Below are 21,993 nucleotides of genomic sequence, written 5' to 3'. Positions count from 1 at the left end.
CGCCGTGATCCGCGGCGCCGTTCTCGATGAGGAGACGCGATGAAGCGATGGATGAGCACAGTGGCGACAGTCGGCCTGGTCGCCTCGGGGTTGGCGCTCGCCAGCCCGGCGAGCGCGGGCGGTGGACGACCCGGCGATGCGGAACTGGATCGCTGGGCCCGCGACACCTGGCGATCGCTGGTCGCCATGACCGACGAGGAGACCGGGCTCCCAGCCGACAACGTCACCGGCGACTTGCAGGCCTCCAGTGCCTACACCTCGCCGACGAACATCGGTGGATACCTGTGGTCCACCGTGACCGCGCGCGACCTCGGCATCATCGGCGCCGATGAGGCGCGCGACCGCATGTCGACGACGCTCGACACCCTCGCCGAGCTCGAGCGCAACGATGCGAGCGGCATGTACTACAACTGGTACTCGCCGACGACGGGCGAGAAGCTGACGACCTGGCCAGATTCCGGTGATCCCGTGAATCCCTTCCTCAGTACGGTCGACAACGGCTGGCTCGCCGCCGCCCTCCGCATCGTGCGCGAGGCCGAGCCCGAGCTCGCCGAGCAGGCGGACATGCTCTACGACTCGATGGACTTCGCCTCGTTCTTCGACCCGGCGGGCGCCGCCGGGCTCCCCGCCGGAACGAATCGCGGCGGCTTCTGGGAGCAGGCGCCGCCGGACTGCAGTGTCGCTGCTCCGATGTACAACGGATCCGGAGTGACCGCGTACTACACCTGCCACCATTACGACACGACCGTGAGCGAGAGCCGCATCGCGACCTATCTGGGCATCGCGAACGGTCAGATCCCGGCGACCGCGCTGTCCGGCACGCACCGCACCATGCCTCCCGGCTGTGACTGGGCCTGGCAGGAGCAGCTCCCGTCGGGGACAAACCGCACGTATGACGGCTTCGAGGTCTGGGAGGGCGCTTACAGCTACGACGGGATGTCGTTCGTCCCGAGTTGGGGCGGCAGCATGTTCGAGTCGCTGATGCCCGACCTTCTCGTTCCCGAGACCAAGTGGGGACCGAGGTCGTGGCGGCTGAACCACCCGATCACGGTCGCGGTGCAGAAGCAGCACGGCCTCGAGGAGGCAGGCTACGGGTACTGGGGCTTCTCCCCGGCGAGCAACCCGTTCGGCGGGTACGCGGAGTACGGCGTCGACATCGCCGGCATGCGGTCCGACGGTTACACCTCCGATGCGGAGAAGACCGACGTGGACATCGACCGGCCGGGATGCGCCGAGGGCACGAACCCCGATCCCGTGTTCGGAGACGGCGTGGTGACCCCGCACGCGGCGTTCCTCGCCTTGCCGTATGACCGCAAGGGGGCGCTGAGCAACCTCGAAGGCATCGAGAGCGAACTCGGTGCCTACGGGCCGGGCGGGTTCTACGATGCCGTCGCCGTGCGGAGCGGCACGATCGCGGAGCGCTATCTGTCGCTCGACCAGTCGATGATCATGGCGGCGATCGGCAACGAACTCACGAAGGATAAGCTCAAGGACTACTTCGTGGATCGAGAGATGGAGCAGCGCCTCCGGCCCGCGATGCGGCAGCAGGAGTTCAGTTCGTCGTGGGGCGCCGGCGGTGGTCACAAGGGGTGAGCTCCCGCGCTGCGCGCCGAACGACAGGAGCAGCAGTGGGCATGGATGATCGGCCGAGCGGGGGCCGCGGGTCCCGGGGTCCCTACGTCACGGGTCAGGCCCGACGGCAGGCGATCGTCGACGAGGCGCTCACGGTGTTCTCGCGGACGGGCTTCCACGGCGGATCGCTGCGCGAGATCGCGAAGCGCGTCGGCGTGACGCCCGCGGGACTCCTGCATCACTTCGCCGACAAGGAGGAGCTGTTCGCCGAGGTGCTGCGTCAGCGCGATGAGGCGGTGCGCGCGGCCGCGGGCGATCCCGCCGAGCACACCCTGATCGAGCAGGCCAAGCGGGTGGTGGCGCACAACCAGACCTCGCGCGGGTTGACCTCGCTGTACGCGATCGTCTCCGCCGAGGCGACGGACCCGGAGCATCCGTCGCATGCCGACTTCGCCGCGCGCTATCGGGTCAGGGCGGACGAGGCGGCCGAGATCCTCCGCCGCGGCCAGGAAGTCGCAGAGGTGCGGGCAGACATCGACCCGGAGCACGCCGCCCGGCTGATCAGCGCCGTCATGGACGGCATCCAGCTGCAGTGGCTCCTGGATGAGTCCGTCGACATGGTCCCCCTCTTCGAGGAGTTCGTCACCCGCTATCTCGACCCCGCTGCCCTTCCCCGGTCCTGAGGGCACCGGCCCGGTCTCGCCCCGGGCCGTCCAGTGCACGACTTCCTGCCGAGTGCACGGCTTCTCCGCGTCGACTGGGCAGCACTCGTCGAGTTCACGTGCACTCGACACCGACACCGACACCGAAACCGACGCCGACGTCGGTCACGGTCGTCAAAAGTTAGTGTGATCTTGCTTAGTCAAGATTGACTATGTTACTTTCATCGAGCCATCAATGACGAACGGCCGAGAAGGGACCCTCATGGCTACTTCCCCTGCGGAAACCCGATTCCGCATCACTGCCACCCTGACGTGCGTTCTCGCCGCCACGCTGACGCTCGGAGCATGCTCCGCGCAGACGCCAGGCGGCGATACCGCCCCCACGAGTGCGAACGACAGCGACGCCTGCAAGCGGAATCAGGATGCCGGCACCATCACCTACATCTCCGGTTACGGCTACTCCGCCAGCGCCGGTCAGCTCGATGTGTTCCTCGCCGAGGAGCTGGGCTACTTCGACGATCTGTGCCTCGATGTCGAGATCAACGCCTCAGGGGCGAACGGGCAGCAGCTCGTGGCTTCGGGTCAGGCGCAGTTCACCGCGCTCGGCTCCGCGTCCGATGTGATGCTGGCGGCCGCCAACAGCAAGAACCTCACGGCGGTCGCCACCTACGGCACCACCCCGCCGTTCTCCATCTTCGGCAACGAGAAGCTCGAGAGCCTCAAGGACCTCGAAGGCGGATCGCTCGGGTACTTCATCAACCTGACCCCGATCGCCTCGGCCATGCTCGATGAAGCCGGGGTCGACGTCTCGAAGGTCGAGATGGTGAAGATGACTAACTACGACCCGACCGTCGTGGTGCGCGAGCAGGTCGACGCGATCGTCGGCTACGCCTCGAACCAGCCCCAGTCGCTCAAAGCACAGGGCCTGCCGTTCAGCGAGTTCCTCCCCTCCGACCTGGGCGTCGAGGGCACGTACAACGTGATGGAGGTCAACTCCCGGTTCCTCGATGAGCACCGCGAGGTCGCCGCCGACTTCATGCGCGCGAGCCTCAAGGCGCTCCAGTACTGCCTCGACGAATCCGATGCGTGCATCGACAAGCTGGCGAAGCTGGCCGAGGACAGCGGGCAGGGAGCCGCGTTCCCGCGCGAGCAGCTCGCCCGCACGTGGGAGGTGGAGTCCGCCTGGGTGCGCGAGAGCGCCGGCGGCAACCCGGGTGTGCAGAACGAGTCCATGTGGGAACCCGAGTACGCCCTCGTGAAGGAGTACGGCGACGTCAAGGAGCTCCCCGCGATCGCCGACATGATGGACGCCGACCTGGTCGCCGACCTCTACGACGGCGACACCCTGATCTGGCAGGAGAAGTGATGACGGTCGCACACGGCGCCGGCGTCGAGGTCAGGAACGTCTCGAAGTCCTTCGGTGTCGACGGCGCGAAGGTCACGGTGCTCGACGACGTGAGTCTCACGATCGGGATGGGCGAGTTCGTCTCGGTGATCGGGCCCAGCGGTTGCGGCAAGTCCACGCTGCTCAAGGTGGTCGCCGGACTCCTCGACGCCGACTCCGGCACCGTCACGATCGACGGCGAGAGTGTCAGGGCGGCTTCGCGCGACAAGAAGATCGGACTCGTGCCGCAGTCGCCGGCGCTGCTGCCGTGGAAGACGGTGCGCGAGAACGTCGAGCTCCCCGTGCGGATCAACCGCGGGGCCAACGGCGACCGTGCGCTCCGCGACCCGGCCGAGCTGCTGACGACCTTCGGTCTCGGCCATGCGCTGAAGAAGTACCCTGGGCAGCTCTCCGGGGGTATGCAGCAGCGCGCCGCGATCGCCAGGGCGTTCGTCTTCGACCCGGCGATCATGCTGATGGACGAGCCGTTCTCCGCCCTCGACGAGATGAACCGCGACCTCCAGCGCATCGCTCTGCTGGACTTCTGGCAGTCGAACCGCAAGGCCGTGATGTTCGTCACGCACTCGGTGCCGGAGGCGATCATGCTCTCCGACCGCATCGTGGTCATGGCCGCGCACCCCGGACGCATCGCCCAGGTGATCGACGTGAACCTGCCGCGACCGCGCACCGAGCAGGCCTACGCGACGGACGAGTTCCGCGAACTGGAAGCAGTCGTGCGCGGTGCGCTGCGCGCGCAGACGGAGAAGGCCCATGTCTGAGCTGACGATGAGAGACACCACCGCGACGATCGCGACCGCCCGCTTGAAGGCCCAGCCCCGCCGCGGCGCTCCCGCCTGGCTGCGCTGGGGATCATGGGGACCCACTCTGATCACGTTCGTGATCGCCGCGCTGCTCTGGCAGATCGTGGCCTGGACCAACCCGTACGTGCTCCCGACGCTGGAGGCGATCGGCACCAGCCTCGTCGACGATGCCGGCATGTACTGGTCGAACTTCCTCGTGACGCTGCTCGAGGTCGTGGTCGGCGCGTCCGCCGGCATCCTCGCCGGGTTCCTCCTGGCTGTGGTGATGGCGGAGTTCCAGATCATCGAGCGGGCTGTCATGCCGCTCGTGATCATCGTGATGGTGACCCCCATCGTCGCGATCGCCCCCGCGCTGGTCGTGGCGTTCGGCTTCGGCATGGTGCCGAAGTTCATCGTGACCGGCCTCGTGGTGTTCTTCCCGATGCTCGTGAACTCCCTCGCAGGGCTCCGCGACGTCGACCAGAAGGCCATGGACGTGTTCAAGACGCTGCATGCCTCGCGGTGGGAGATCTTCCGCGAACTGCGCTTCCCCGGCAGCATGCCGTACGTGTTCGCCGGCCTCCGCATCGCCCTGCCGCTCGCCGTGGTCGGCGCCGCTGTCGCCGAGTTCGTCGCGGCGGGACAGCAGGCCGGTCTCGGCTCGCTCGTCACCACCTCGGCCGCCCAGGCGAACCTCCCCGTCACCTGGGCCAGCATCGCCCTGCTGTGCCTGCTCGGCGTGCTCCTCATCATCGTCCTCGCCCTGGTGCGCAAGCGTGTGCTCTGGTGGAGCGACGGCGAGGTCACGGCCAAGGGCTGACGAGGCATCCGCCTCCCGGGACGGGATCCCCCACCCGTCCCGGGGTTCCTCCGGCGCGCCCGGAGATCAGTCCAGATCCACCCGAACCACCCACAAGGAAGGCACCCGCACATGACCGATCAGAACACCGTCAAACCGCTGCGTCTCGGCCTCTTCGAGAACGCGCAGGCGAACGACTCCGGCACCGCGACCTGGCGGCACCCCGACAACGGGCGCTACCTGTTCGACAAGCTCGAGTACTGGCGCGACACCGCGCGCATGGTCGAGGACGCCGGGTTCGACTTCCTCTTCCTCGCGGATGCCTGGGGGTGGGCCGACGTCGCGGGTGAACGCCCCGACATCTGCTCCGTCGAAGGCCTCGATCTGCCCCGGCTCGACCCGGCGATCATCCTCGCCGCACTCATCCCCGAGACGACACGGTTGGGTCTCGTCGCCACCGGCTCGACCCTGCTCGAGCCGCCGTACTCCTTCGCCCGCCGCATGGCGACGCTCGACATCCTCTCGGGCGGGCGCATCGGCTGGAACGTGGTCACCACGGGCACGGCCGACACCGCCGTGCAGGGCTTCGGTGTGCCGATGGTCGGCCACGACGAGCGCTACCTCATGGCCGACGACTTCATGCAGGTCGTCTACAAGCTGTGGGAGCAGGCGTGGGACGAGGGCGCCCTGGAGCGCGACAAGTCCGGTCGTTTCGCCGACCCGTCCAAGGTGCACCGCATCGCCCACGACGGTCCCTACTTCCGCTCGCACGGGTACGGCAACACCTCGCGCTCGCCGCAGGGGACACCTGTGCTGTTCCAGGCCGGGGCATCTCCCGCCGGTCGGGAGTTCGGCGGCAAGCACGGCGAGGCGATCTTCGTGGGCAGCGGCTCGGTGGAGCAGCTCCGTGCGCACTCCTCGGCGATTCGCGAGGAGGCCGTCAAGAACGGTCGCGGGGCCGACGAGGTCAAGATCATGTCGGCGTTCGCAGCGGTCGTCGGCAGCACCGAGGAGGAGGCCCGCCGCAAGTACGCCGAGGTCGCCGACGCGCAGAACCCCGATGTCACGGTGGCCTCCTACGCGTGGTTCACCGGACTCGACCTCTCGGTGTACGCACCGGACACGCCGATGTCGGAGCTGAGCACCGAGCTCTCCCAGACGCAGGTCGCGCGCTTCGCCGACAAGACCGTCGGCGATGTGCTCGGCGACTGGCATGCACACGGTGTGGGCGCCCGTCCGATCGTGGGCACCCCTGAGCAGGTGGCGGACCGGATGATCGAGCTCGCCGACGGCGCCGACCTCGACGGGTTCCTGTTCGCCCCCGTCATCCCGCCGGCATCGACCGTCGACTTCATCGAGCACGTGCTGCCGATCCTCAAGGAGCGCGGCGCGGTCGACGAGCCTTCGTCGGAGCCGCAGTCGCTGCGCGAGCGCCTGATCGGCACGCCGACGCCGGCGCTCGCCGATTCGCACACCGGATCGCAGTACCGGCGGACGATGTCGCGTGTCTGACACCCTCGCAGGTGTCGCCGTCGTGGGGAGCGCGAACCTCGATCTCGTGGTCGAGGTTCCGCGCCCCCCGCTCGTCGGTGAGACGCTCCTGGGTCGTGCCGGCGGCCGCTTCTCCGGAGGCAAGGGCCTGAACCAAGCCGTCGCCTCCGCCCGCAGCGGGACTCCCACCCGGTTCTGCGGGGTCGTCGGGACGGACGAGGCCGGCGACGTGCTGCAGCAAACCCTGGCGGATGCCGGAGTGGAGGCGGCCGTGCGCCGCAGCGCCGCTGCTCCAACCGGGGTCGCGCACGTGCTGGCCTTCGACGACGGTGACAACAGCATCATCGTCGCGGCCGGCGCGAACGCGGAGCTCGACGCCGACGATGCGGTGGCCGGGGTGGCCGGTGCTGCGGTCGTGCTCGCGCAGTTGGAGATACCTCTCGCGAGCGTGGCGGCGGCACTGCGGGCTGGTCGAGCAGAGGGCGCGCTGACGATCCTGAACGCGGCCCCCGCGCACGACGCGACGATCGGGCTGCTCGGCGACGTCGATGTGCTGGTGGTGAACGAGACCGAGTGCGCCGAAATCGGCGGCATCGATCGGCTGCACGCAGCCGGGGGGCGGGTCGTGGTCCTCACCCGAGGTGCCGGGGGAGTGACGCTGTACCGCGCCGGAGGCGACCCTCTGCACATCGAGGCGTTCCGGATCGATCCTGTGGACACGACCGGCGCCGGTGATGCGTTCTGCGGGGCACTGGCCGCGGCGCTCGCTCAGGGGGCTGTCATCGAAGCTGCGTTGATCCGTGCCTGCGCGGCTGGTGCCGTCGTCGCCCAGCACCGCGGCGCGACGACGGCTGCGCTCTCGCCCGCGTCGATCGCGGCGCTCGTCGGCTCTCGCTGAGGTCAGTTCGAGGGTGCCGCGTCGGCCGGCGCCGCACCCTCCACCGTCTCGCCGGCGAACGTGTACTCCCCGCCACGCAGGCGCTCCAGCAGGTCGAGCAGCCACTGCTTCTCGGCGGTGAGGCGGGCGGTGGAGAGGTCGAAGATCTCCCGTACGTACTTCGGGGTGGTCTCGGAGCGCAGGGTGTCCTGCACGTCGAACCCGTTCTGCGTGATGATCGCGTCGCTCTTGATGAGGCGGTGCTCGAGACCGGCGATCACCTCCTGCCGGCTCAGCACGAACATGAACGAGGCCACGGTCATGATGGCCTGGGTGTCGAAGGCCGCGACGTTCCAGAGGTTCTCGCGCAGCATCCGCTGCAGCTCGACCTCGCCGGCCGGGGTGATGCGGTACGTCGTGCGCGCTGGCCGTTTCCCCTCGGCCTCGGTGCCGCTCTCGGCGATGTATCCGTCCACCTCGAGCGCCCGTAGGGCGTTGTAGATCGAGCCGGGCTGGATGTGTGCCCACTCGTCGACGTGCCACGTCATGAGTTCTCGGCGGAGGAAGTACCCGTGCACGGGCTGGAACTGCTTCACGGCGCCGAGGACGACGAGGCGGGTGGTCGACATGCCCCTCATGCTAACGGCTGACATCGCAGATTCCGGTTGTTTGCATGATCAAAGTTGCCTATTATCAGAACTAGTCAAAGTTGACTAACGAAAGGAAGCCGAAATGACGACTGCCGCGACCACCGCGCTGCCGACCACCGCGCTGCCGAGCGACGCACTGCCGCGCGATCTCGCCCTCCGCCGAGCCTTCTCGGTCTATCCGACGGGCGTCGTGGCGCTCGCCGCGCAGGTCGACGATCGCGCCGTCGGCATGGCCGTCAACTCCTTCACCTCGATCTCGCTGGAGCCCGCACTCGTCGCGATCAGCGCGGCACGGACGTCGAAGACCTGGCCGGTCCTGCGAGCGGTTCCCGAGCTGGGCATGAGCGTTCTCGCAGCGCATCACGAGCCTCTCAGCCGCTCGCTCTCGGCGCGTGAGGGCGACCGTTTCGGCGGGCACGAGTGGCAGCGCACCGAGGGGGGAGCCGTGCTGATCGCCGACGCGGCGCTGTGGCTCACCTGTCGCCTGCACAGCACCTTCGACGGCGGAGACCACGAGGTCGCGCTGTATGAGATCGCCGACGTCACGCTGTTCGACGACGTCGAGCCGCTCGTGTTCCATCAGAGCCGCTATCGCTCCATCGCCGCCCCCGAGAGCGCGTGAGCGTTCCGCCGCTCGGGACGATCGTCGGAACGGTCGTCCCGGGTGACGGCCGGGGGCGCGGACTCGGTTTCCCGACGGCGAACCTGGCTCTGGAGCACGGAGGCCTGCCCGGTGACGGGATCTACGCCGCCCGGGTGCGGATCGACGACGATCCGCAGCTCTGGGCGGCGAGCGTGAGCGTGGGGGCGAATCCGACTTTCGCAGGCGACCGTGAGCGACGCGTCGAGGTGCACGTGCATGACGCGGACCTCGACCTCTATGGCCGGCGACTGGCTGTGTTCCTCGTCGCCCGTCTGCGCCCGACCCTGCGGTTCGACGGCGTCGACGCCCTGATCGCGCAGACCGCGGACGACATCACACGCAGCCGCGCACTCCTGGCCGCCCCTGAATCCTGACCTCCGGTCTCCGCCGTGGGGCTCGTCTTCCGCTGGCCGGCGGGAGTGCGAGGTCGCGGCGCAGGGCGGGGTGAGTGCAGGCTAGGCGGCGTTCCAGCGCAGGCGCGGAGCCGCCCGGAAGTCCGTGAGGGCGATGGATGCGTCGGCGACGGGGAACATCGTGATCAGCAACGGCGCGGCACCGGCGTGGGGTGCGACGGCGTAGGCGAGAGCGCTCGGCCCGCGCGTCGCTCCCAGGGCCAGGCGGGTCTCGCGCCCATCGACCGCCTGGGTCGTGCCGGCCGCGGGGGAGGCGAGGAGCGCGGATGCCGCTGCCGTGGCCCGTGCGAGCAGTGTGGGTCCTTCGCGCCACGGGTGGAACGCGTCCGGGGGCAGGTGGCATGCGCGCTCGAGCGTGCTCTCGATCCAGCGCTCGCGCTTGAGTCCGTACGGCGTGGGTTCGAGCGAGAGTAGATAGCCGTAGCAGTGCAGCACTCCCGCGTTCCCGATCGGCCAGTCCGCGGCGACGCTCGCGCGGTCGTGCAGCTCCTCGAACAGCGCACGGGGGATGACTGCCGTACCGGTGTTCTCATCGATCGCCGTGGACCGACCCCAGGTGGCGAAGCGGTCGGCGTCGTGGTCGTCGCGGATCGCGGACACCAGCCACGGGAGCGCGTCGAGGGCCGCGCGCACACCGGCGGCGGTCCCGTCTGCGGCGAGGTGAGCCGCCCGAGTGAGTCGTGCGAGTTCGGACACGGCGCTCACCATACGCGAGTCGAGTGGACGGATTGTTCACACGGAGTTCACACGCTCGGGACCTTCTGTCCACAATCCTTCCCCATGCTGGACGGAGCGTCCCACAGAAAGAACTCCGTGAACTCCATCCTCCTCTTCGACTTCGACGGCACGATCGCACTCGGCGACGGCCCGGTCCTCGCCTACGCGCAGCAGGTCGCGAACCGCCTCGGCGACGACGGCTCCCTGCTCGACGATGTCCGCGCCCTCATCGCCACCGCCGATGAGGAGGCGCTCGACGGATACGACGCGGTGCGCCGGCTCGCCGAGATCAGGGGAGCGGATGGCCGCCTCCTCAGCGCCGCCTACCTCGCCAGTCGTGAACAGCTCGCCACCCCCGATGCCCCGATCGCCGTGCCGGACGGCCTCGTGGACTTCCTCGCATCGGTCGACGCCGAGCGGATCCTGGTCACGAACGCGCCGGCGATCCGCATCGTCGACGCGCTGGAGACGCTCGGGCTCGGCGGCCTGTTCGACCGGATCGTCACCGGTGCCGGCAAACCTGCGGGGCTCGAGACCCTGCTCGCCGCGCTCCCCGAAGACGCCCGGGTGCTGAGCATCGGCGACATCTGGCACAACGACCTGGCCCCGGCGCACGCCCGCGGCCATGCGACCGCCCTGATCGGCGGATTCTCCGACCCCGAAGCCACCCCGACCTTCCGTGCCGCCGAGTTCTCGACGCTGGTTCCCCAGCTCGAAGCCTGGCTGCGCGGCTGAGACCCGTCCCTCCCTCCACCCCCACCCCATCGAAGGATGAACATGCGTACCTCCCTCTTCCGCTCCTCCGCAGCGGGCGTCATCGCGGTCGGCGCCCTGCTGACCGTGGTGCTCGCCGGCTGCTCCAGCAGCACCGCTGCCCCCGAGGACTCCGCCGCCCCCGCGGCCGATCCCGAGTCGATCGTGCTCGCGCTCGTCCCCTCGCAGGACCAGGACGGGCTCGTCGACACCGCAGCGCCCCTCACCGACTACCTCACGGAAGAACTCGGCATCGAGGTCACCGGCGTCGTGTCGAAGGACTACCAGGCCGCCGTCGAGGCGATGGGTGCGGGCCAGGCGCAGATCGGGTTCCTGCCGTCGCTGCAGCTGTGGCAGGCGAACGACATGTACGACGCGAAGGTCGTGCTGCAGACCGAGCGCAACGGCAACATCACCTACCCCGCGCAGTTCATGACGAACAATCCGGACAGGTACTGCGACGACGAGCCGGTCGAACGCGACGGGATGCTGTTCTGCAACGGCGCCGACGCCCTGAAGGGCCCGGCCGGCCTCGACAGCATCGACAAGGCGAAGGGTGCGAAGGTCGCCGTGCTCGGCCCCGGCTCGCCCGCCGGCTACATCTACCCGATCCTGGCGCTGCAGGAGGCGGGGCTCGACACCGACGCCGACATCCAGCAGATCCCCGTCACCGCGAACGACGCCTCCGTGCTCGCAATCTACAACGGCGACGCCGAGGTCGGCTTCAGTTTCTGGGACGCCCGCACGATCGTCGCCAAGGACACCCCGGACGTCGGCCAGAAGGTCGTCGTGTTCGCGATGACCGAGGAGATCCCGAACGATGGCGTCGCGCTGTCCTCCGACCTGTCGCCCGAGCTGCAGGACCGGATCACGAAGGCGCTCGAGGACTTCTCGAACACGCCGGAGGGCTCCGAGATCCTCACCAGCATCTACTCGATCACCAAGCTCGCGCCGGCCGACCCCGACTCGCTCGACGTGGTCGCCCGTGCGGCGCAGGCTCTGGGGCTCCAGTAAATTGTCCGATCAGATCCAGCACGTGGACGCCGCAGCTCCGGCTGCGGCGTCCACGCCGTGGTCCATCCGCCTCGACGAGGTCACGGTGCGGTACCCGAACGGCACGATCGGCCTGAACCGGGTGTCACTCGACATCGACGCCGGCGAGATGGTCGTCGTCGTCGGGCTCTCCGGCTCGGGCAAGTCGACCCTCATCCGGACGATCAACGGTCTCGTGCCCGTCACGAGCGGCACGCTCGACGTGGGGGAGCACCGGGTGAGCGGCGCCTCGCCGCGCACGCTCCGTCGCCTCCGCGGCGACATCGGCATGGTCTTCCAGGGGTTCAACCTCGCCGGCCGCGCGAGCGTGCTGCAGAACGTGCTCGTCGGACGCCTCGCCCACACGCCGCTCTGGCGCACGCTGCTCGGTGTCTACCCCGAAGCGGACAAGCAGCTCGCCTACCAGGCGCTCGATCGCGTGGCCATCCTCCCGAAGCTGTACTCCCGTGCCTCCGAGCTCTCGGGCGGCCAGCAGCAGCGTGTTGCGATCGCCCGCGCCCTCGCCCAGGAGCCCCGCATCGTCCTCGCCGACGAGCCGGTGGCCAGCCTCGATCCGCCCACCGCGCACGGGGTGATGAACGATCTGCGCCGGATCAACCGCGACCTCGGGATCACCGTCGTCGTCAACCTGCATCTGCTCGACCTCGCCCGTGAGTACGGAGCGCGGATGATCGGCATGCGTGCCGGGGAGATCGTCTACGACGGACCGGCGGGCAGTGCGACGGATGCCGACTTCGAGAGCATCTACGGCCGCTCGCTCACCTCCGACGACCGGCTGGACGCATGAGCGGTACTCCGTCCCCGACCGTCCTCGACATCCCCGCCCGCCCGCGCGGGGCGTGGAGAGGCCCCACCATCCTGATCGCCGTCGTCGCGGTCACGGTCGTGATGTGCCTGCCGGTGATCGGCATCGGCGTCGACTTCTCGGCCATCGCGCGGAACTGGCAGAACGGCGCCGACAAGATCGTGAAGCTGCTCCTGCCCGATTGGAGCTTCTTCCCTCGCACCGTCGCACCCCTCATCGAGACGCTGCAGATGGCCGTCATCGCCACCGCCATCGGGGCAGCCGTCTCGCTGCCGCTCAGCTTCTGGGCCGCGCGCGCCACCAACCCCCACACCCCGGCGCGCATCGCCGTGCGCGGTATCCTCAACGTCATCCGCAGCGTGCCCGACCTGCTGTACGCGGCGATCCTGGTCGCGATGGTCGGGGTCGGCGCGCTTCCCGGAATCCTCGCGCTGCTGCTGTTCAACGTCGGCATCATCGTCAAGCTCGTCTCCGAGGCCATCGACACCAACGACCGCGGCCCCCTCGAGGCGGGACGCGCGGTCGGCGCCACGCAGACCAGGATCAACCGCACGCTCGCCCTGCCCGATGCATGGCCGGCGTTCGCCAACCAGACGCTCTACGTGTTCGAGCTGAACGTGCGCGCCTCGACCGTGCTCGGTCTCGTCGGGGCCGGCGGCATGGGACTGCTGATCGACGCGGTGCGCTCCTTCTACCGATACGACCAGCTCTCGCTCATCATCCTGGAGATCCTCATCGTCGTCATCGTGATCGATCTCGTCTCGGACGCCATCCGGCGGAGGCTCGTATGAGCGCGGCTCTCACGGGCATCCCCGCCAAGCCCCGCCGGCCCTGGCTGATCGCCGGATGGGCCCTCGTCACCGGCATCGTCGTGCTCGCGTTCTGGTCCATCGACATCGACTGGTCGCGTCTCGCCGACCTTCCGGCCGAGATCGTCCGATACACGTTCCTGATGTTCGCCGATCCGAACTGGGAGAAGCTGCCGGAAGCGCTGTGGCAGACGTGGCGGAGCATCGAGATGGCCTGGGTCGGCACGATCCTCGGCATCCTGCTCGCGACCCCGCTGAGCCTGCTCGCCGCACGCGGATTCGGGCCCGCCTGGCTGCGGGCGCTCCTGCGCGGGCTGTTCTCGCTGATCAGGGCAGTGCCGGAGATCATCATCGCGATCGTGATCCTCTCCGTCACCGGTCTGACCCCGTTCACGGGAGCGCTCGCCCTCGCGATCAACGGCATCGGCACCCTTGGCAAGTGGGGGTACGAAGCCGTCGAGGCTGTGCCGCGCGGACCGATCGAGGCGGCACGCGCGGCAGGCGGCGGTACCCTCCAGGTGCTGCGCTGGGGTGTGTGGCCGCAGGCGGAACCCGCGTTCTGGTCGTTCTGGCTGTACCGCTTCGAGATCAACGTGCGCTCGTCGGCCGTGCTCGGACTCATCGGCGTCGGCGGAATCGGCGACATGCTCACCTCGTACACCCAGTACCGTGAGTGGTCGACGGTGGGTGTCCTGCTCATCGTGGTCGTCGTGGTGACGATGCTGATCGACGCGGCATCCGGTGCGATCCGCCGCCGCATCATGGAGGGAGCCCGAGCCCGTGTTCTCGCCTAGCGCCCCGCCCACCGCACGCATCTCGGCCGTGCTCAACACCCTGCAGCCGGCCGAGCGCCGCGTCGCCGAGCTGATCGTCGGATCAGCCGACGACGTGGTGGAGTGGACGGCACAGGAACTCGCCGATCGGGCCGGCGTCGGACGGGCCACCGTGGTCCGCACCTGCCAGGGCGTCGGCTACCGGGGGTATCCGCAGCTGCGCGTGGCGCTCGCCGCGGAGCTCGGCAGCGCACCAGGAGAGGCGGCCGTCGACCACGGTCCCGGCGTGCTCGGCCGCATGCGGGGTGAGATCGATCGTCTGGCCGGCTCCCTGCCGACCCTCGCCAGCCTGCTCGACCCGGATGCGGTCGCCGAGGCCGTGCGTCTCTCGGCATCCGCCCGTCGCCTGCTCGTGCTCGCGAACGGGCTGTCGTCGCCGATCGCCAACGACCTCGCCATGAGACTGACCGCGGCCGGACGGTCGGCGGAGTTCATCGCCGACGCCATCGCCCAGCAGATCGCGGCCCGCCACCTCACCGACGACGACGTGTGCCTCGTGGTGAGCGGTTCGGGGGCGAACGAGGCGAGCCTGAGGGTCGCGACGGCGGCCGCGCGGGGTGGCGCGACGGTCATCGCCCTGACATCGTTCGCCTCGTCCGCCTTGACCGAGGTCGCGTCGCTGTCGCTCGTGATCGCGCCGACCGGCGCGAGCTTCCGCGACGAACTCGAACACACCTCCCGTGTGGCGTACCTCGTGTTCACCGAGGTGTTCGCCGCCGCCGTGACCGCCGAACGAGGCGCGGAGGCCGTGCAGGCGCGGGCCCATGCCCTCGAGGTCGTGTCCGCCAACCTCGGCGAGGGCCCCGGCGACTGAGCGGCATCAATCCCTGGCGGTCTGCAGGATGGTCCAGAGCTCGGCGCGGGCGGGGAAGGTCGACAGGTCGACGTCGAGCAGTGCGCCGGCTTGGGCGATGCGGGTGCGCAGGGTGTGTCGGTGCACCCCGAGAGCGTTCGCGGCGGATTCGGCCTTCGCGTCGTGCTCGAGCCAGGTGCGCAACGCGTGCTCGAGGTCGGCGCCGGTGCGGGCATCGTGCTCGCGTACCGGGGCGAGGCGGGACTCGGCTACCAGGCGCGCCTCGTCGGTCGCGAGGGCGGTGAGGATGCTCGACCCCACGGTGTCGGCGTATCGGGCGGTCCCGTGCGAGCCCTGCTGGCGCAGTGCGGTGAGTGCCTGCGCATGGGCACGGGCGAACGAATCGTAGCCCTCCGAATCGGAGACGCCGATGCGGATGCCGAACCGTCCTGCGACCTCGTCGAGCAGCCCCTCGTCGGCGACGGACACGCACATCGTGATGCCGTCCTCCGACTCGGCCAGGAAGAAGGAGGTGCCGTGTTCGGAGCGGTGCCGCTCCCACCAGTCGGCCAGAGGGCCCGCAGGGGCGTCGGCCGCGACCGCGACGAGCACGGGCGCGGGCGGCAGGCTTCCCAGCACTCGTCTGGCGAGCGAGGGGTCGTCGGCGAGAAGGGAGGCGAGGAGCTGGGTGTGCAGGCGGCGTCGGCTGCGGGCCAGCTGCTCGCTCTGCTCCATCGCGAGTCCCGCCATGGCGATGACCGAGGTCACGACCGAGCGCGCTTCGGGGTCGAGCGTCTCGATGGCCAGGGCGATGACACCGCGCAGGTGTCCGCCGCGGCCCACCGTGAACAGCATGAACGAGTGACCTTCGATGCTGAGCGACTGTCCGGCCTCGAGTCCCCGCGTGAGGATCTCCACCACGCGGGAGCCGAGCTCCTCGAGCACCCGCGCGTCCACGGCGTCACGCGGGTGGGCGAACGTGAGCGCTCCGGCGGCGTCGAACATACCCGACCAGACGTCGAGCCGACGCCCGAGCTCCGCGATCGTCGCGTCGAGGCCGTGCGGACGGAGGGCGGCGAGGGCCAGGGCGCGCTGCGTGTCGAGCGCCCAGGACCGTCGTGCATAGGCCTGAGCCGCGATGGCCTCGGAGTGCGCACGCGCGACGGCGATGAACGGGGTGCGATACGGCACGGCGAACAGGGGCATCCCGTGTACGGCGCAGGCCTCGACGAGCTCGTCGGGGATCCCTGAGCGATGCACCTCGGTACCGAACCCCAGGCCGATCACACCGCGGTCTGCGAGCCGCCCGACATACGTGTCGATGCTCGCAGCCTCGTCGAACTGCGTCCCGGTGGTCAGCAGCGCCAGGTCTTCGGAGAGGAACGGGGTCGGGTCGGCGAGGTCAGAGCTGTGCACCCAGCGCAGGGGCCTGTCGAGGGCGCCTTCCGGGATGTCGGCTTCGCGAGGCACCAGCGAGAGCCCGAGGTCACGACGCTGCAGCAGCGCGCGCAGGGTCGGCTGGGCGGTGGCGGCCATGGCATTCTCCGGATCTTGTACACGCAGGCGAACTGATCCTACAGATTGTACAGATCGGTGAATGCAGCCGTCTCGGTCACCGCCGTACGCTCGCGAACATGGCACTCCTCGACACCGCAGCTCCCGCAGTCCCTCTCGGCGGACCCGACCTCCCGCAGGAGCGTCGCCTGGTCACGGACCTCCCCGGCCCCCGTTCGGCCGAGATCCTCGCGCGCAAGGCGGACGCCGTCGCCGCCGGTGTCGGACACACGGTTCCGATCGCCGCCGTCGCCGCGGGTGGCGGAGTGGTCGTCGACGCCGACGGCAACTCGCTCATCGACCTCGGCTCCGGCATCGCCGTGACCACGGTGGGCAACGCGCACCCCAAGGTCGCCGCGGCCGTCGCCGCTCAGGCCGCGCAGTTCACGCACACCTGCTTCATGATCTCGCCGTACGAGTCCTACGTGGGCGTCGCCGAAGCACTCAACCGCGTCACTCCCGGCGACTTCGCCAAGAAGAGCGCCCTGTTCAACTCGGGCGCCGAAGCGGTAGAGAACGCGATCAAGATCGCCCGCAAGCACACCGGTCGCCAGGCGGTCGTCGCGTTCGACCACGGCTACCACGGCCGCACGAACCTCACCATGGCGCTCACCGCGAAGTCGATGCCGTACAAGAGCGGTTTCGGCCCGTTCGCCCCCGAGGTGTACCGCGCGCCGATGTCGTACCCCTTCCGCGACGGACTCGACGGGCGCGAGGCCGCGGCCCGCGTGATCCTGCAGCTCGAGAAGCAGATCGGTGCCGACAACCTGGCCGCGGTCATCATCGAGCCCATCCAGGGCGAGGGCGGCTTCATCGTCCCCGCCGACGGCTTCCTCCCCGCGATCGTCGACTGGTGCCGCGCGAACGGCGTCGTCTTCATCGCCGACGAGGTGCAGACCGGCTTCGCCCGCACCGGCCACATGTTCGCGAGCGAGATCTTCGGCATCGAGCCCGACCTGATCACCACGGCCAAGGGCATCGCCGGCGGCCTCCCGCTCGCCGCCGTCACCGGTCGCTCCGAGATCATGGACGCCTCGCACTCCGGCGGTCTCGGCGGCACCTACGGCGGCAACCCGATCGCCTGCGCTGCGGCCCTCGCCTCGATCGACGTGTTCGAGAACGACGGCGTGATCGAGCGGGCGCGCGAGATCGGCACGATCCTCATCGACCGCCTCACCACGATCCAGCAGAACGACCCCCGCGTCGGAGACGTCCGCGGCCACGGCGCCATGATCGCCGCCGAGTTCGTGGACCCCGAGACGAAGGCACCGAACGCCGCTCTCACGGCGGCCGTCGCGAAGGCGTGCATCGCGCAGGGCGTCATCGTCCTCACCTGCGGCACCTACGGCAACGTCATCCGCTTCCTTCCTCCGCTCTCGATCGGCGACGACCTGCTGAACGAAGGACTCGACATCGTGGCCGCTGCGCTGGCCGCAGCCGCCGAATAACATGCGGGCCGCGCTCCCGCGCGGCCTGGCCCCCTGTCCGGTCGCGACCCCAATCGGGGGATTTCGGGTCGCGACCGGCACTACTTCCCCCAACGAAGGAGTTGCAGATGTCTGAGATCACCCGCGACGTACTCATCATCGGTGCCGGAGCCGCAGGGCTCACGGCTGCGAACGACCTGCGCAAGGCCGGCCTTTCGGTCGCCGTGCTGGAGGCGCGCGACCGTGTGGGCGGGCGCCTGTGGACCGACGTGATCGACGGCGCCATGCTCGAGATCGGCGGCCAGTGGGTCTCGCCCGACCAGGACGCGCTCAAGGACGCGATCGAGGAGCTGGGCCTCGAGACCTACAGCCGCTACCGCGAGGGCGACAGCATCTACGTCGGCCCCGACGGGAAGACCCACCGCTTCACGGGTGAGATGTTCCCCGTCTCGCCGGAGACCGAGGCCGTGATCGCCCGCATCACCGGCATCCTCGACGCGCTGGTCGCGGAGATCGACCCCGATCAGCCATGGGCGCACCCCAAGGCCGAGGAATGGGACTCCATCACCTGGGATGCCTGGCTGCGTTCGCAGACCGACGACGACGAGGCCGTGCGCAACCTGGCCTTCGCCACGGGGTCCGCGATGCTCACCAAGCCCACGCACTCGTTCTCGCTGTTGCAGTCGCTCCTGATGGCCGCGTCCGCCGGTTCCTACTCGAACCTGGTCGACGCAGACTTCATCCTCGACAAGCGCGTCGTTGGCGGGCTCCAGCAGGTGCCGCTGCGCCTCGCCGAGCGTCTGGGCGACGACGTGCTGCTGAACCAGCCCGTCCGCCGCCTCGAGTGGTCGGATGCAGGCGTGGTCGCCACCACCGACGAGCTCACGGTGCGCGCCCGCCACGCGATCCTCGCGCACGCCCCGGTGCTCTACAGCCGCATCTCGTTCGACCCGCCGCTGCCGCGCCGCCAGCACCAGCTGCACCAGCACCTCTCGATGGGCTTCGTGATCAAGGTGCACGCCGTCTACGACCGGCCGTTCTGGCGTGAGCAGGGCCTCAGCGGCACCGCGTTCAGCCCGTACGAGCTCGCGCATGAGGCATACGACAACACGAACCACGGCGATGAGCGCGGCACTCTGGTGGGCTTCGTCTCCGACGCCAACGCCGACGGTGTCTTCGAGCTCTCTGCCGAGGAGCGCAAGGAGCGCATCCTCGAGTCGCTCTCGCACTACTACGGCCCCGAGGCCAAGAACCCGGTCGTCTACTACGAGAGCGACTGGGGCAGCGAGGAGTGGACGCGCGGCGCCTACGCCGCCAGCTTCGACATGGGCGGCCTGCACCGCTACGGTGCCGACCTGCGCACCGCGGTCGGACCGATCCACTTCGCGTGCAGCGACATGGCCGGCGCCGGGTACCAGCACGTCGACGGCGCGATCCGGATGGGACACCTCGTCGCCTCCAACATCGTCGATGCGAGTCGTGAGGCCGGCGCTGTCGAGAGCAGCAGCTGATGACCGGGTCGGTCGTCGTCGGATACACGGCGACGGACGCGGGCGCTGATGCCGCAGCGCTGGGTGCGCGCATCGCCCGCAGCCTGGGGGCGACCCTGCACCTGGTGATCGTGCTGCCGAACGAGGGCACGCGCAGTGCCGCCGTTCCGCCGGAGCGCGCATACGAGGAGCACATCCGCTCACAGGCCAAGAAGTGGCTCGGCGACGCGGTCGTCCGGTTGCCGCAGGAACTGATCCGCAGCGGACACGTCCGCTTCTCCGAGTCGTTCGCCGAGGGGCTCATCGCCGCCGGTGAGGAGTTCGGCGCACGTCTGATCGTGATCGGCGCGGCGGGCGGAGGCATCTTCGGGCGCCACCGTCTCGGCAGCGTGGCCTCCGAGCTGCTGCACTCGTCGACCATTCCGGTGGCCCTGGCGCCCGTCGGCACGGCGCAGCAGGACGACCACATCATCCCGCGCGTCACGGTCGCGGTCGGCTCGCGGCCTGGCGCGGACGCGCTGCTCGACGAAGCGGTGTCGCTCGCCGGAGACAGCGGTGTCGATCTGCGACTCGTCTCCCTCGTGCCGTTCGACGTGCCGCCCGGCCTCGACACGGGAGCCATCCGCACCGTGGGCGACACGCACGGTCAAGAGGTGCTCGCGATGGCGACCGAGCTGCTTCCGGACGGTCGCACCGCCGCGGTCGAGAAGGCCCCAGGCGACACGGTCGAGGACGCGGTCGCGAACCTCTCCTGGCTTCCCGGTGAGGTCATCCTGGTCGGATCGAGCCGTCTGGCACAGCCGCGCCGTCTGTTCCTGGGCTCCACGGCGGCGAAGATGCTGCACGTCCTGCCCGTCCCCATGATCGTCGTCCCGCGCACCCGCAACGAAGCAGGAGAACGCTGATGAGCAGCACCCACCGGGCGACGGAGCCCGAATCCGGCGTCACCACCGGGATCTCCACCAAGGGCCTGAGCGCCGGAACGGTCGGCCTGATCGGCGCGGTCGTGATCGGCATCTCGTGCATCGCGCCCGCCTATACGTTCACGGCGGCCGTCGGACCCGTGGCCTCCACCGTCGGGTCTCAGATCCCGGCGATCATCCTCGTCGGGTTCATCCCGATGCTCCTGGTCGCCTTCGGCTACCGCGAGCTCAACAACCGGATGCCCGACTCGGGCACCTCGTTCACCTGGGCGGCCCGGGCCTTCGGTCCGTGGGTCGGCTGGATGGCGGGCTGGGGCCTGGTGGTCGCCACGATCCTCGTGCTGTCCAACCTCGCCGGCATCGCGGTCGACTTCCTGTTCCTCCTGATCTCGCAGATCACGGGCAATCCCGACATCGCCTCCCTCGCGAGCGTCACCTGGATCAACATCGGCGTGTGCCTGCTGTTCATGCTCGGCGCGACGTGGATCTCGTACCGCGACATGCAGACGACGCAGAAGCTGCAGTACTGGCTCGTCAGCTTCCAGATCCTCGTGCTGCTGTTCTTCGCCGGCGCCGCGATCGTGCAGGCGGTGAACGGCAACGGCTTCGACTACCAGCCGTTCGACCTGGGATGGTTCAACCCGTTCGCGATCTCCTCGTTCAGCGCGGTGGCCGCCGGTCTCTCGCTCTCGATCTTCATCTTCTGGGGCTGGGACGTCACCCTCACCATGAACGAGGAGACCAAGGACCCGGAGAAGACCCCGGGGCGCGCCGCCACCGTCACGGTGCTCATGATCGTCTCCCTGTACCTGCTGCTGGCGGTCGCGATGATCATGTTCGCCGGCGTCGGCACGGGGGCGCTGGGCCTTGGCAACGAGGACATCCAGGAGAACGTGTTCTTCCACCTCTCCGGCCCGATCCTCGGTCCGCTCGCGTTCCTCGTGTCGCTCGCGGTGCTGACCAGTTCGGCGTCGTCGCTGCAGTCCACGTTCGTGGGTCCTGCGCGCACCCTGCTGGCGATGGGGCACTACGGCGCACTGCCCAAGTCGTTCGCGAAGGTCAGCCCGCGGTTCTTCACCCCGGGATACGCGACCATCGCCTCCGCCATCGTGGCATCGGCCTTCTACGCCGTGATGCGCATCGTCAGCGAGGACACGCTGTGGGACACCATCCTGACGCTCGGCATGATGATCTGCTTCTACTACGGGATCACCGCATTCGCCTGCGTCTGGTACTTCCGCAAGCAGTGGTTCGACTCGACGCGGAACTTCTTCTTCACGTTCCTGTTCCCGCTGGTCGGCGGCGCGATCCTCGCGGTGCTGTTCTTCACCACCCTGATCGACTCGATGGACCCGGCCTACGGCTCCGGCTCGCAGATCGGCGGGGTCGGCATCGTGTTCATCCTCGGCATGCTGATCATCGTCGTCGGCATCGTCGTCATGATCTGGAACGCGATCAGACGGCCCGCTTTCTTCCGCGGACAGACCCTGGGCATCGACGCACCGCCCAGCCGACGCAAGCGCTCCTAGCCCTCCTCACAGAAAG

Annotated in this window: 22 protein-coding genes; 19 read left to right on the top strand and 3 right to left on the bottom strand. The window is 69.2% G+C overall.

Going from position 1 to position 21,993, the window contains the following annotated elements; genetic code table 11:
* Window positions 1-39 precede the first annotated feature (39 nt).
* The 7 genes from AB4070_RS08015 (at window position 40) to AB4070_RS07985 (ending at window position 7,606) form a co-directional block, all read left to right on the top strand.
* On the top strand, window positions 40-1,593 hold the full coding sequence (locus AB4070_RS08015; RefSeq protein ID WP_441979634.1) for a glucoamylase family protein: 1,554 nt from the start codon (window positions 40-42) through the stop codon (window positions 1,591-1,593).
* A 41-nt stretch (window positions 1,594-1,634) separates the two neighbouring features.
* Window positions 1,635-2,255: a TetR/AcrR family transcriptional regulator gene (locus AB4070_RS08010; RefSeq protein ID WP_441979633.1), complete on the top strand. Its 621-nt coding sequence runs from the start codon at window positions 1,635-1,637 to the stop codon at window positions 2,253-2,255.
* Window positions 2,256-2,496: 241 nt separating this feature from the next.
* Window positions 2,497-3,600, top strand: coding sequence for an ABC transporter substrate-binding protein (locus tag AB4070_RS08005; protein WP_441979632.1), 1,104 nt, complete (start codon window positions 2,497-2,499; stop codon window positions 3,598-3,600).
* Window positions 3,600-4,397: an ABC transporter ATP-binding protein gene (locus AB4070_RS08000; RefSeq protein WP_441979631.1), complete on the top strand. Its 798-nt coding sequence runs from the start codon at window positions 3,600-3,602 to the stop codon at window positions 4,395-4,397. Before AB4070_RS08005 ends, AB4070_RS08000 begins: the two co-directional genes overlap by 1 nt.
* Window positions 4,390-5,238, top strand: a complete 849-nt coding sequence (locus AB4070_RS07995; protein WP_441979630.1) for an ABC transporter permease — start codon at window positions 4,390-4,392, stop codon at window positions 5,236-5,238. The genes AB4070_RS08000 and AB4070_RS07995 overlap by 8 nt, the downstream gene beginning before the upstream one ends.
* Window positions 5,239-5,349: 111 nt before the next feature.
* Window positions 5,350-6,729: an NtaA/DmoA family FMN-dependent monooxygenase gene (locus tag AB4070_RS07990; RefSeq protein ID WP_441979629.1), complete on the top strand. Its 1,380-nt coding sequence runs from the start codon at window positions 5,350-5,352 to the stop codon at window positions 6,727-6,729.
* Window positions 6,722-7,606, top strand: coding sequence for a ribokinase (locus AB4070_RS07985; RefSeq protein ID WP_441979628.1), 885 nt, complete (start codon window positions 6,722-6,724; stop codon window positions 7,604-7,606). Before AB4070_RS07990 ends, AB4070_RS07985 begins: the two co-directional genes overlap by 8 nt.
* Before the next feature lie 2 nt (window positions 7,607-7,608).
* Here the strand turns inward: AB4070_RS07985 and AB4070_RS07980 are convergent, their stop codons facing one another.
* Window positions 7,609-8,214, bottom strand: coding sequence for a PadR family transcriptional regulator (locus tag AB4070_RS07980; protein ID WP_055865521.1), 606 nt, complete (start codon window positions 8,212-8,214; stop codon window positions 7,609-7,611).
* 103 nt (window positions 8,215-8,317) lie between these two features.
* Between AB4070_RS07980 and AB4070_RS07975 the strand changes: the two genes are divergently transcribed.
* Together AB4070_RS07975 and AB4070_RS07970 are read left to right on the top strand one after the other, a co-directional pair.
* A complete protein-coding gene (locus tag AB4070_RS07975) occupies window positions 8,318-8,857 on the top strand; it encodes a flavin reductase family protein (RefSeq protein WP_441979627.1) in 540 nt (179 codons plus the stop codon).
* Entirely contained in the window at window positions 8,854-9,252 is a 399-nt protein-coding gene (locus AB4070_RS07970; RefSeq protein WP_441979626.1) for a riboflavin kinase, read from the top strand. Before AB4070_RS07975 ends, AB4070_RS07970 begins: the two co-directional genes overlap by 4 nt.
* Before the next feature lie 81 nt (window positions 9,253-9,333).
* Here AB4070_RS07970 and AB4070_RS07965 read toward each other — a convergent pair whose 3' ends face one another.
* Entirely contained in the window at window positions 9,334-9,987 is a 654-nt protein-coding gene (locus AB4070_RS07965) for an amino acid deaminase (RefSeq protein WP_441979625.1), read from the bottom strand.
* Window positions 9,988-10,104: 117 nt separating this feature from the next.
* On the opposite strand from AB4070_RS07965, the gene AB4070_RS07960 reads away from it, so the two are divergent.
* Genes AB4070_RS07960 through AB4070_RS07935 form a run of 6 tightly spaced genes read left to right on the top strand, consistent with a single transcriptional unit; the run spans window position 10,105 to window position 15,075 of the window.
* Entirely contained in the window at window positions 10,105-10,743 is a 639-nt protein-coding gene (locus AB4070_RS07960; protein WP_441979624.1) for an HAD family hydrolase, read from the top strand.
* A 42-nt stretch (window positions 10,744-10,785) separates the two neighbouring features.
* A complete protein-coding gene (gene phnD, locus AB4070_RS07955; RefSeq protein ID WP_441979623.1) occupies window positions 10,786-11,775 on the top strand; it encodes a phosphate/phosphite/phosphonate ABC transporter substrate-binding protein in 990 nt (329 codons plus the stop codon).
* Window position 11,776: 1 nt separating this feature from the next.
* Entirely contained in the window at window positions 11,777-12,601 is an 825-nt protein-coding gene (gene phnC, locus AB4070_RS07950) for a phosphonate ABC transporter ATP-binding protein (protein WP_441979622.1), read from the top strand.
* Window positions 12,598-13,410 carry a phosphonate ABC transporter, permease protein PhnE gene (phnE, locus tag AB4070_RS07945; RefSeq protein ID WP_441979621.1) on the top strand — a complete coding sequence of 271 codons (813 nt, stop codon included), beginning with the start codon at window positions 12,598-12,600 and terminating at the stop codon, window positions 13,408-13,410. The genes phnC and phnE (AB4070_RS07945) overlap by 4 nt, the downstream gene beginning before the upstream one ends.
* Window positions 13,407-14,222, top strand: coding sequence for a phosphonate ABC transporter, permease protein PhnE (gene phnE / locus AB4070_RS07940; RefSeq protein WP_151458798.1), 816 nt, complete (start codon window positions 13,407-13,409; stop codon window positions 14,220-14,222). The genes phnE (AB4070_RS07945) and phnE (AB4070_RS07940) overlap by 4 nt, the downstream gene beginning before the upstream one ends.
* Window positions 14,209-15,075, top strand: a complete 867-nt coding sequence (locus AB4070_RS07935; protein WP_441979620.1) for a MurR/RpiR family transcriptional regulator — start codon at window positions 14,209-14,211, stop codon at window positions 15,073-15,075. The genes phnE (AB4070_RS07940) and AB4070_RS07935 overlap by 14 nt, the downstream gene beginning before the upstream one ends.
* A 6-nt stretch (window positions 15,076-15,081) precedes the next feature.
* Here the strand turns inward: AB4070_RS07935 and AB4070_RS07930 are convergent, their stop codons facing one another.
* Complete coding sequence (locus AB4070_RS07930) at window positions 15,082-16,590, bottom strand: PucR family transcriptional regulator (protein ID WP_441979619.1); 1,509 nt, start codon at window positions 16,588-16,590, stop codon at window positions 15,082-15,084.
* Window positions 16,591-16,688: 98 nt separating this feature from the next.
* On the opposite strand from AB4070_RS07930, the gene gabT reads away from it, so the two are divergent.
* From gabT to AB4070_RS07910, 4 genes are all read left to right on the top strand, one after another.
* Window positions 16,689-18,056 (top strand): 4-aminobutyrate--2-oxoglutarate transaminase, encoded by a 1,368-nt coding sequence (gene gabT, locus AB4070_RS07925; protein ID WP_441979618.1) that lies wholly within the window; start codon window positions 16,689-16,691, stop codon window positions 18,054-18,056.
* Between the two features lie 107 nt (window positions 18,057-18,163).
* Entirely contained in the window at window positions 18,164-19,546 is a 1,383-nt protein-coding gene (locus tag AB4070_RS07920) for a flavin monoamine oxidase family protein (RefSeq protein ID WP_441979617.1), read from the top strand.
* On the top strand, window positions 19,546-20,430 hold the full coding sequence (locus AB4070_RS07915) for a universal stress protein (protein WP_441979616.1): 885 nt from the start codon (window positions 19,546-19,548) through the stop codon (window positions 20,428-20,430). Before AB4070_RS07920 ends, AB4070_RS07915 begins: the two co-directional genes overlap by 1 nt.
* Window positions 20,430-21,977: an APC family permease gene (locus AB4070_RS07910; protein WP_046747856.1), complete on the top strand. Its 1,548-nt coding sequence runs from the start codon at window positions 20,430-20,432 to the stop codon at window positions 21,975-21,977. The genes AB4070_RS07915 and AB4070_RS07910 overlap by 1 nt, the downstream gene beginning before the upstream one ends.
* Window positions 21,978-21,993 lie beyond the last annotated feature (16 nt).

It is taken from the genome of Microbacterium sp. 2RAF4 (assembly GCF_052115285.1).
GTDB lineage: Bacteria > Actinomycetota > Actinomycetes > Actinomycetales > Microbacteriaceae > Microbacterium > Microbacterium oxydans.
Note: the sequence above shows the minus strand (reverse complement) of the source record. Positions and strands in the feature narration are given on the sequence as shown.

What these genes read in the sequence shown, in the direction of transcription:
- AB4070_RS08015 (WP_441979634.1), top strand. Translation starts at nt 40, where the DNA reads ATGAAGCGATGGATGAGCACAGTGGCGACAGTCGGCCTGGTCGCCTCG.
- AB4070_RS08010 (WP_441979633.1), top strand. Translation starts at nt 1,635, where the DNA reads ATGGATGATCGGCCGAGCGGGGGCCGCGGGTCCCGGGGTCCCTACGTC.
- AB4070_RS08005 (WP_441979632.1), top strand. Translation starts at nt 2,497, where the DNA reads ATGGCTACTTCCCCTGCGGAAACCCGATTCCGCATCACTGCCACCCTG.
- AB4070_RS08000 (WP_441979631.1), top strand. Translation starts at nt 3,600, where the DNA reads ATGACGGTCGCACACGGCGCCGGCGTCGAGGTCAGGAACGTCTCGAAG.
- AB4070_RS07995 (WP_441979630.1), top strand. Translation starts at nt 4,390, where the DNA reads ATGTCTGAGCTGACGATGAGAGACACCACCGCGACGATCGCGACCGCC.
- AB4070_RS07990 (WP_441979629.1), top strand. Translation starts at nt 5,350, where the DNA reads ATGACCGATCAGAACACCGTCAAACCGCTGCGTCTCGGCCTCTTCGAG.
- AB4070_RS07980 (WP_055865521.1), bottom strand. Translation starts at nt 8,214, where the DNA reads ATGTCGACCACCCGCCTCGTCGTCCTCGGCGCCGTGAAGCAGTTCCAG.
- AB4070_RS07975 (WP_441979627.1), top strand. Translation starts at nt 8,318, where the DNA reads ATGACGACTGCCGCGACCACCGCGCTGCCGACCACCGCGCTGCCGAGC.
- phnD (WP_441979623.1), top strand. Translation starts at nt 10,786, where the DNA reads ATGCGTACCTCCCTCTTCCGCTCCTCCGCAGCGGGCGTCATCGCGGTC.
- phnE (WP_441979621.1), top strand. Translation starts at nt 12,598, where the DNA reads ATGAGCGGTACTCCGTCCCCGACCGTCCTCGACATCCCCGCCCGCCCG.
- phnE (WP_151458798.1), top strand. Translation starts at nt 13,407, where the DNA reads ATGAGCGCGGCTCTCACGGGCATCCCCGCCAAGCCCCGCCGGCCCTGG.
- AB4070_RS07930 (WP_441979619.1), bottom strand. Translation starts at nt 16,590, where the DNA reads ATGGCCGCCACCGCCCAGCCGACCCTGCGCGCGCTGCTGCAGCGTCGT.
- gabT (WP_441979618.1), top strand. Translation starts at nt 16,689, where the DNA reads ATGGCACTCCTCGACACCGCAGCTCCCGCAGTCCCTCTCGGCGGACCC.
- AB4070_RS07920 (WP_441979617.1), top strand. Translation starts at nt 18,164, where the DNA reads ATGTCTGAGATCACCCGCGACGTACTCATCATCGGTGCCGGAGCCGCA.
- AB4070_RS07915 (WP_441979616.1), top strand. Translation starts at nt 19,546, where the DNA reads ATGACCGGGTCGGTCGTCGTCGGATACACGGCGACGGACGCGGGCGCT.
- AB4070_RS07910 (WP_046747856.1), top strand. Translation starts at nt 20,430, where the DNA reads ATGAGCAGCACCCACCGGGCGACGGAGCCCGAATCCGGCGTCACCACC.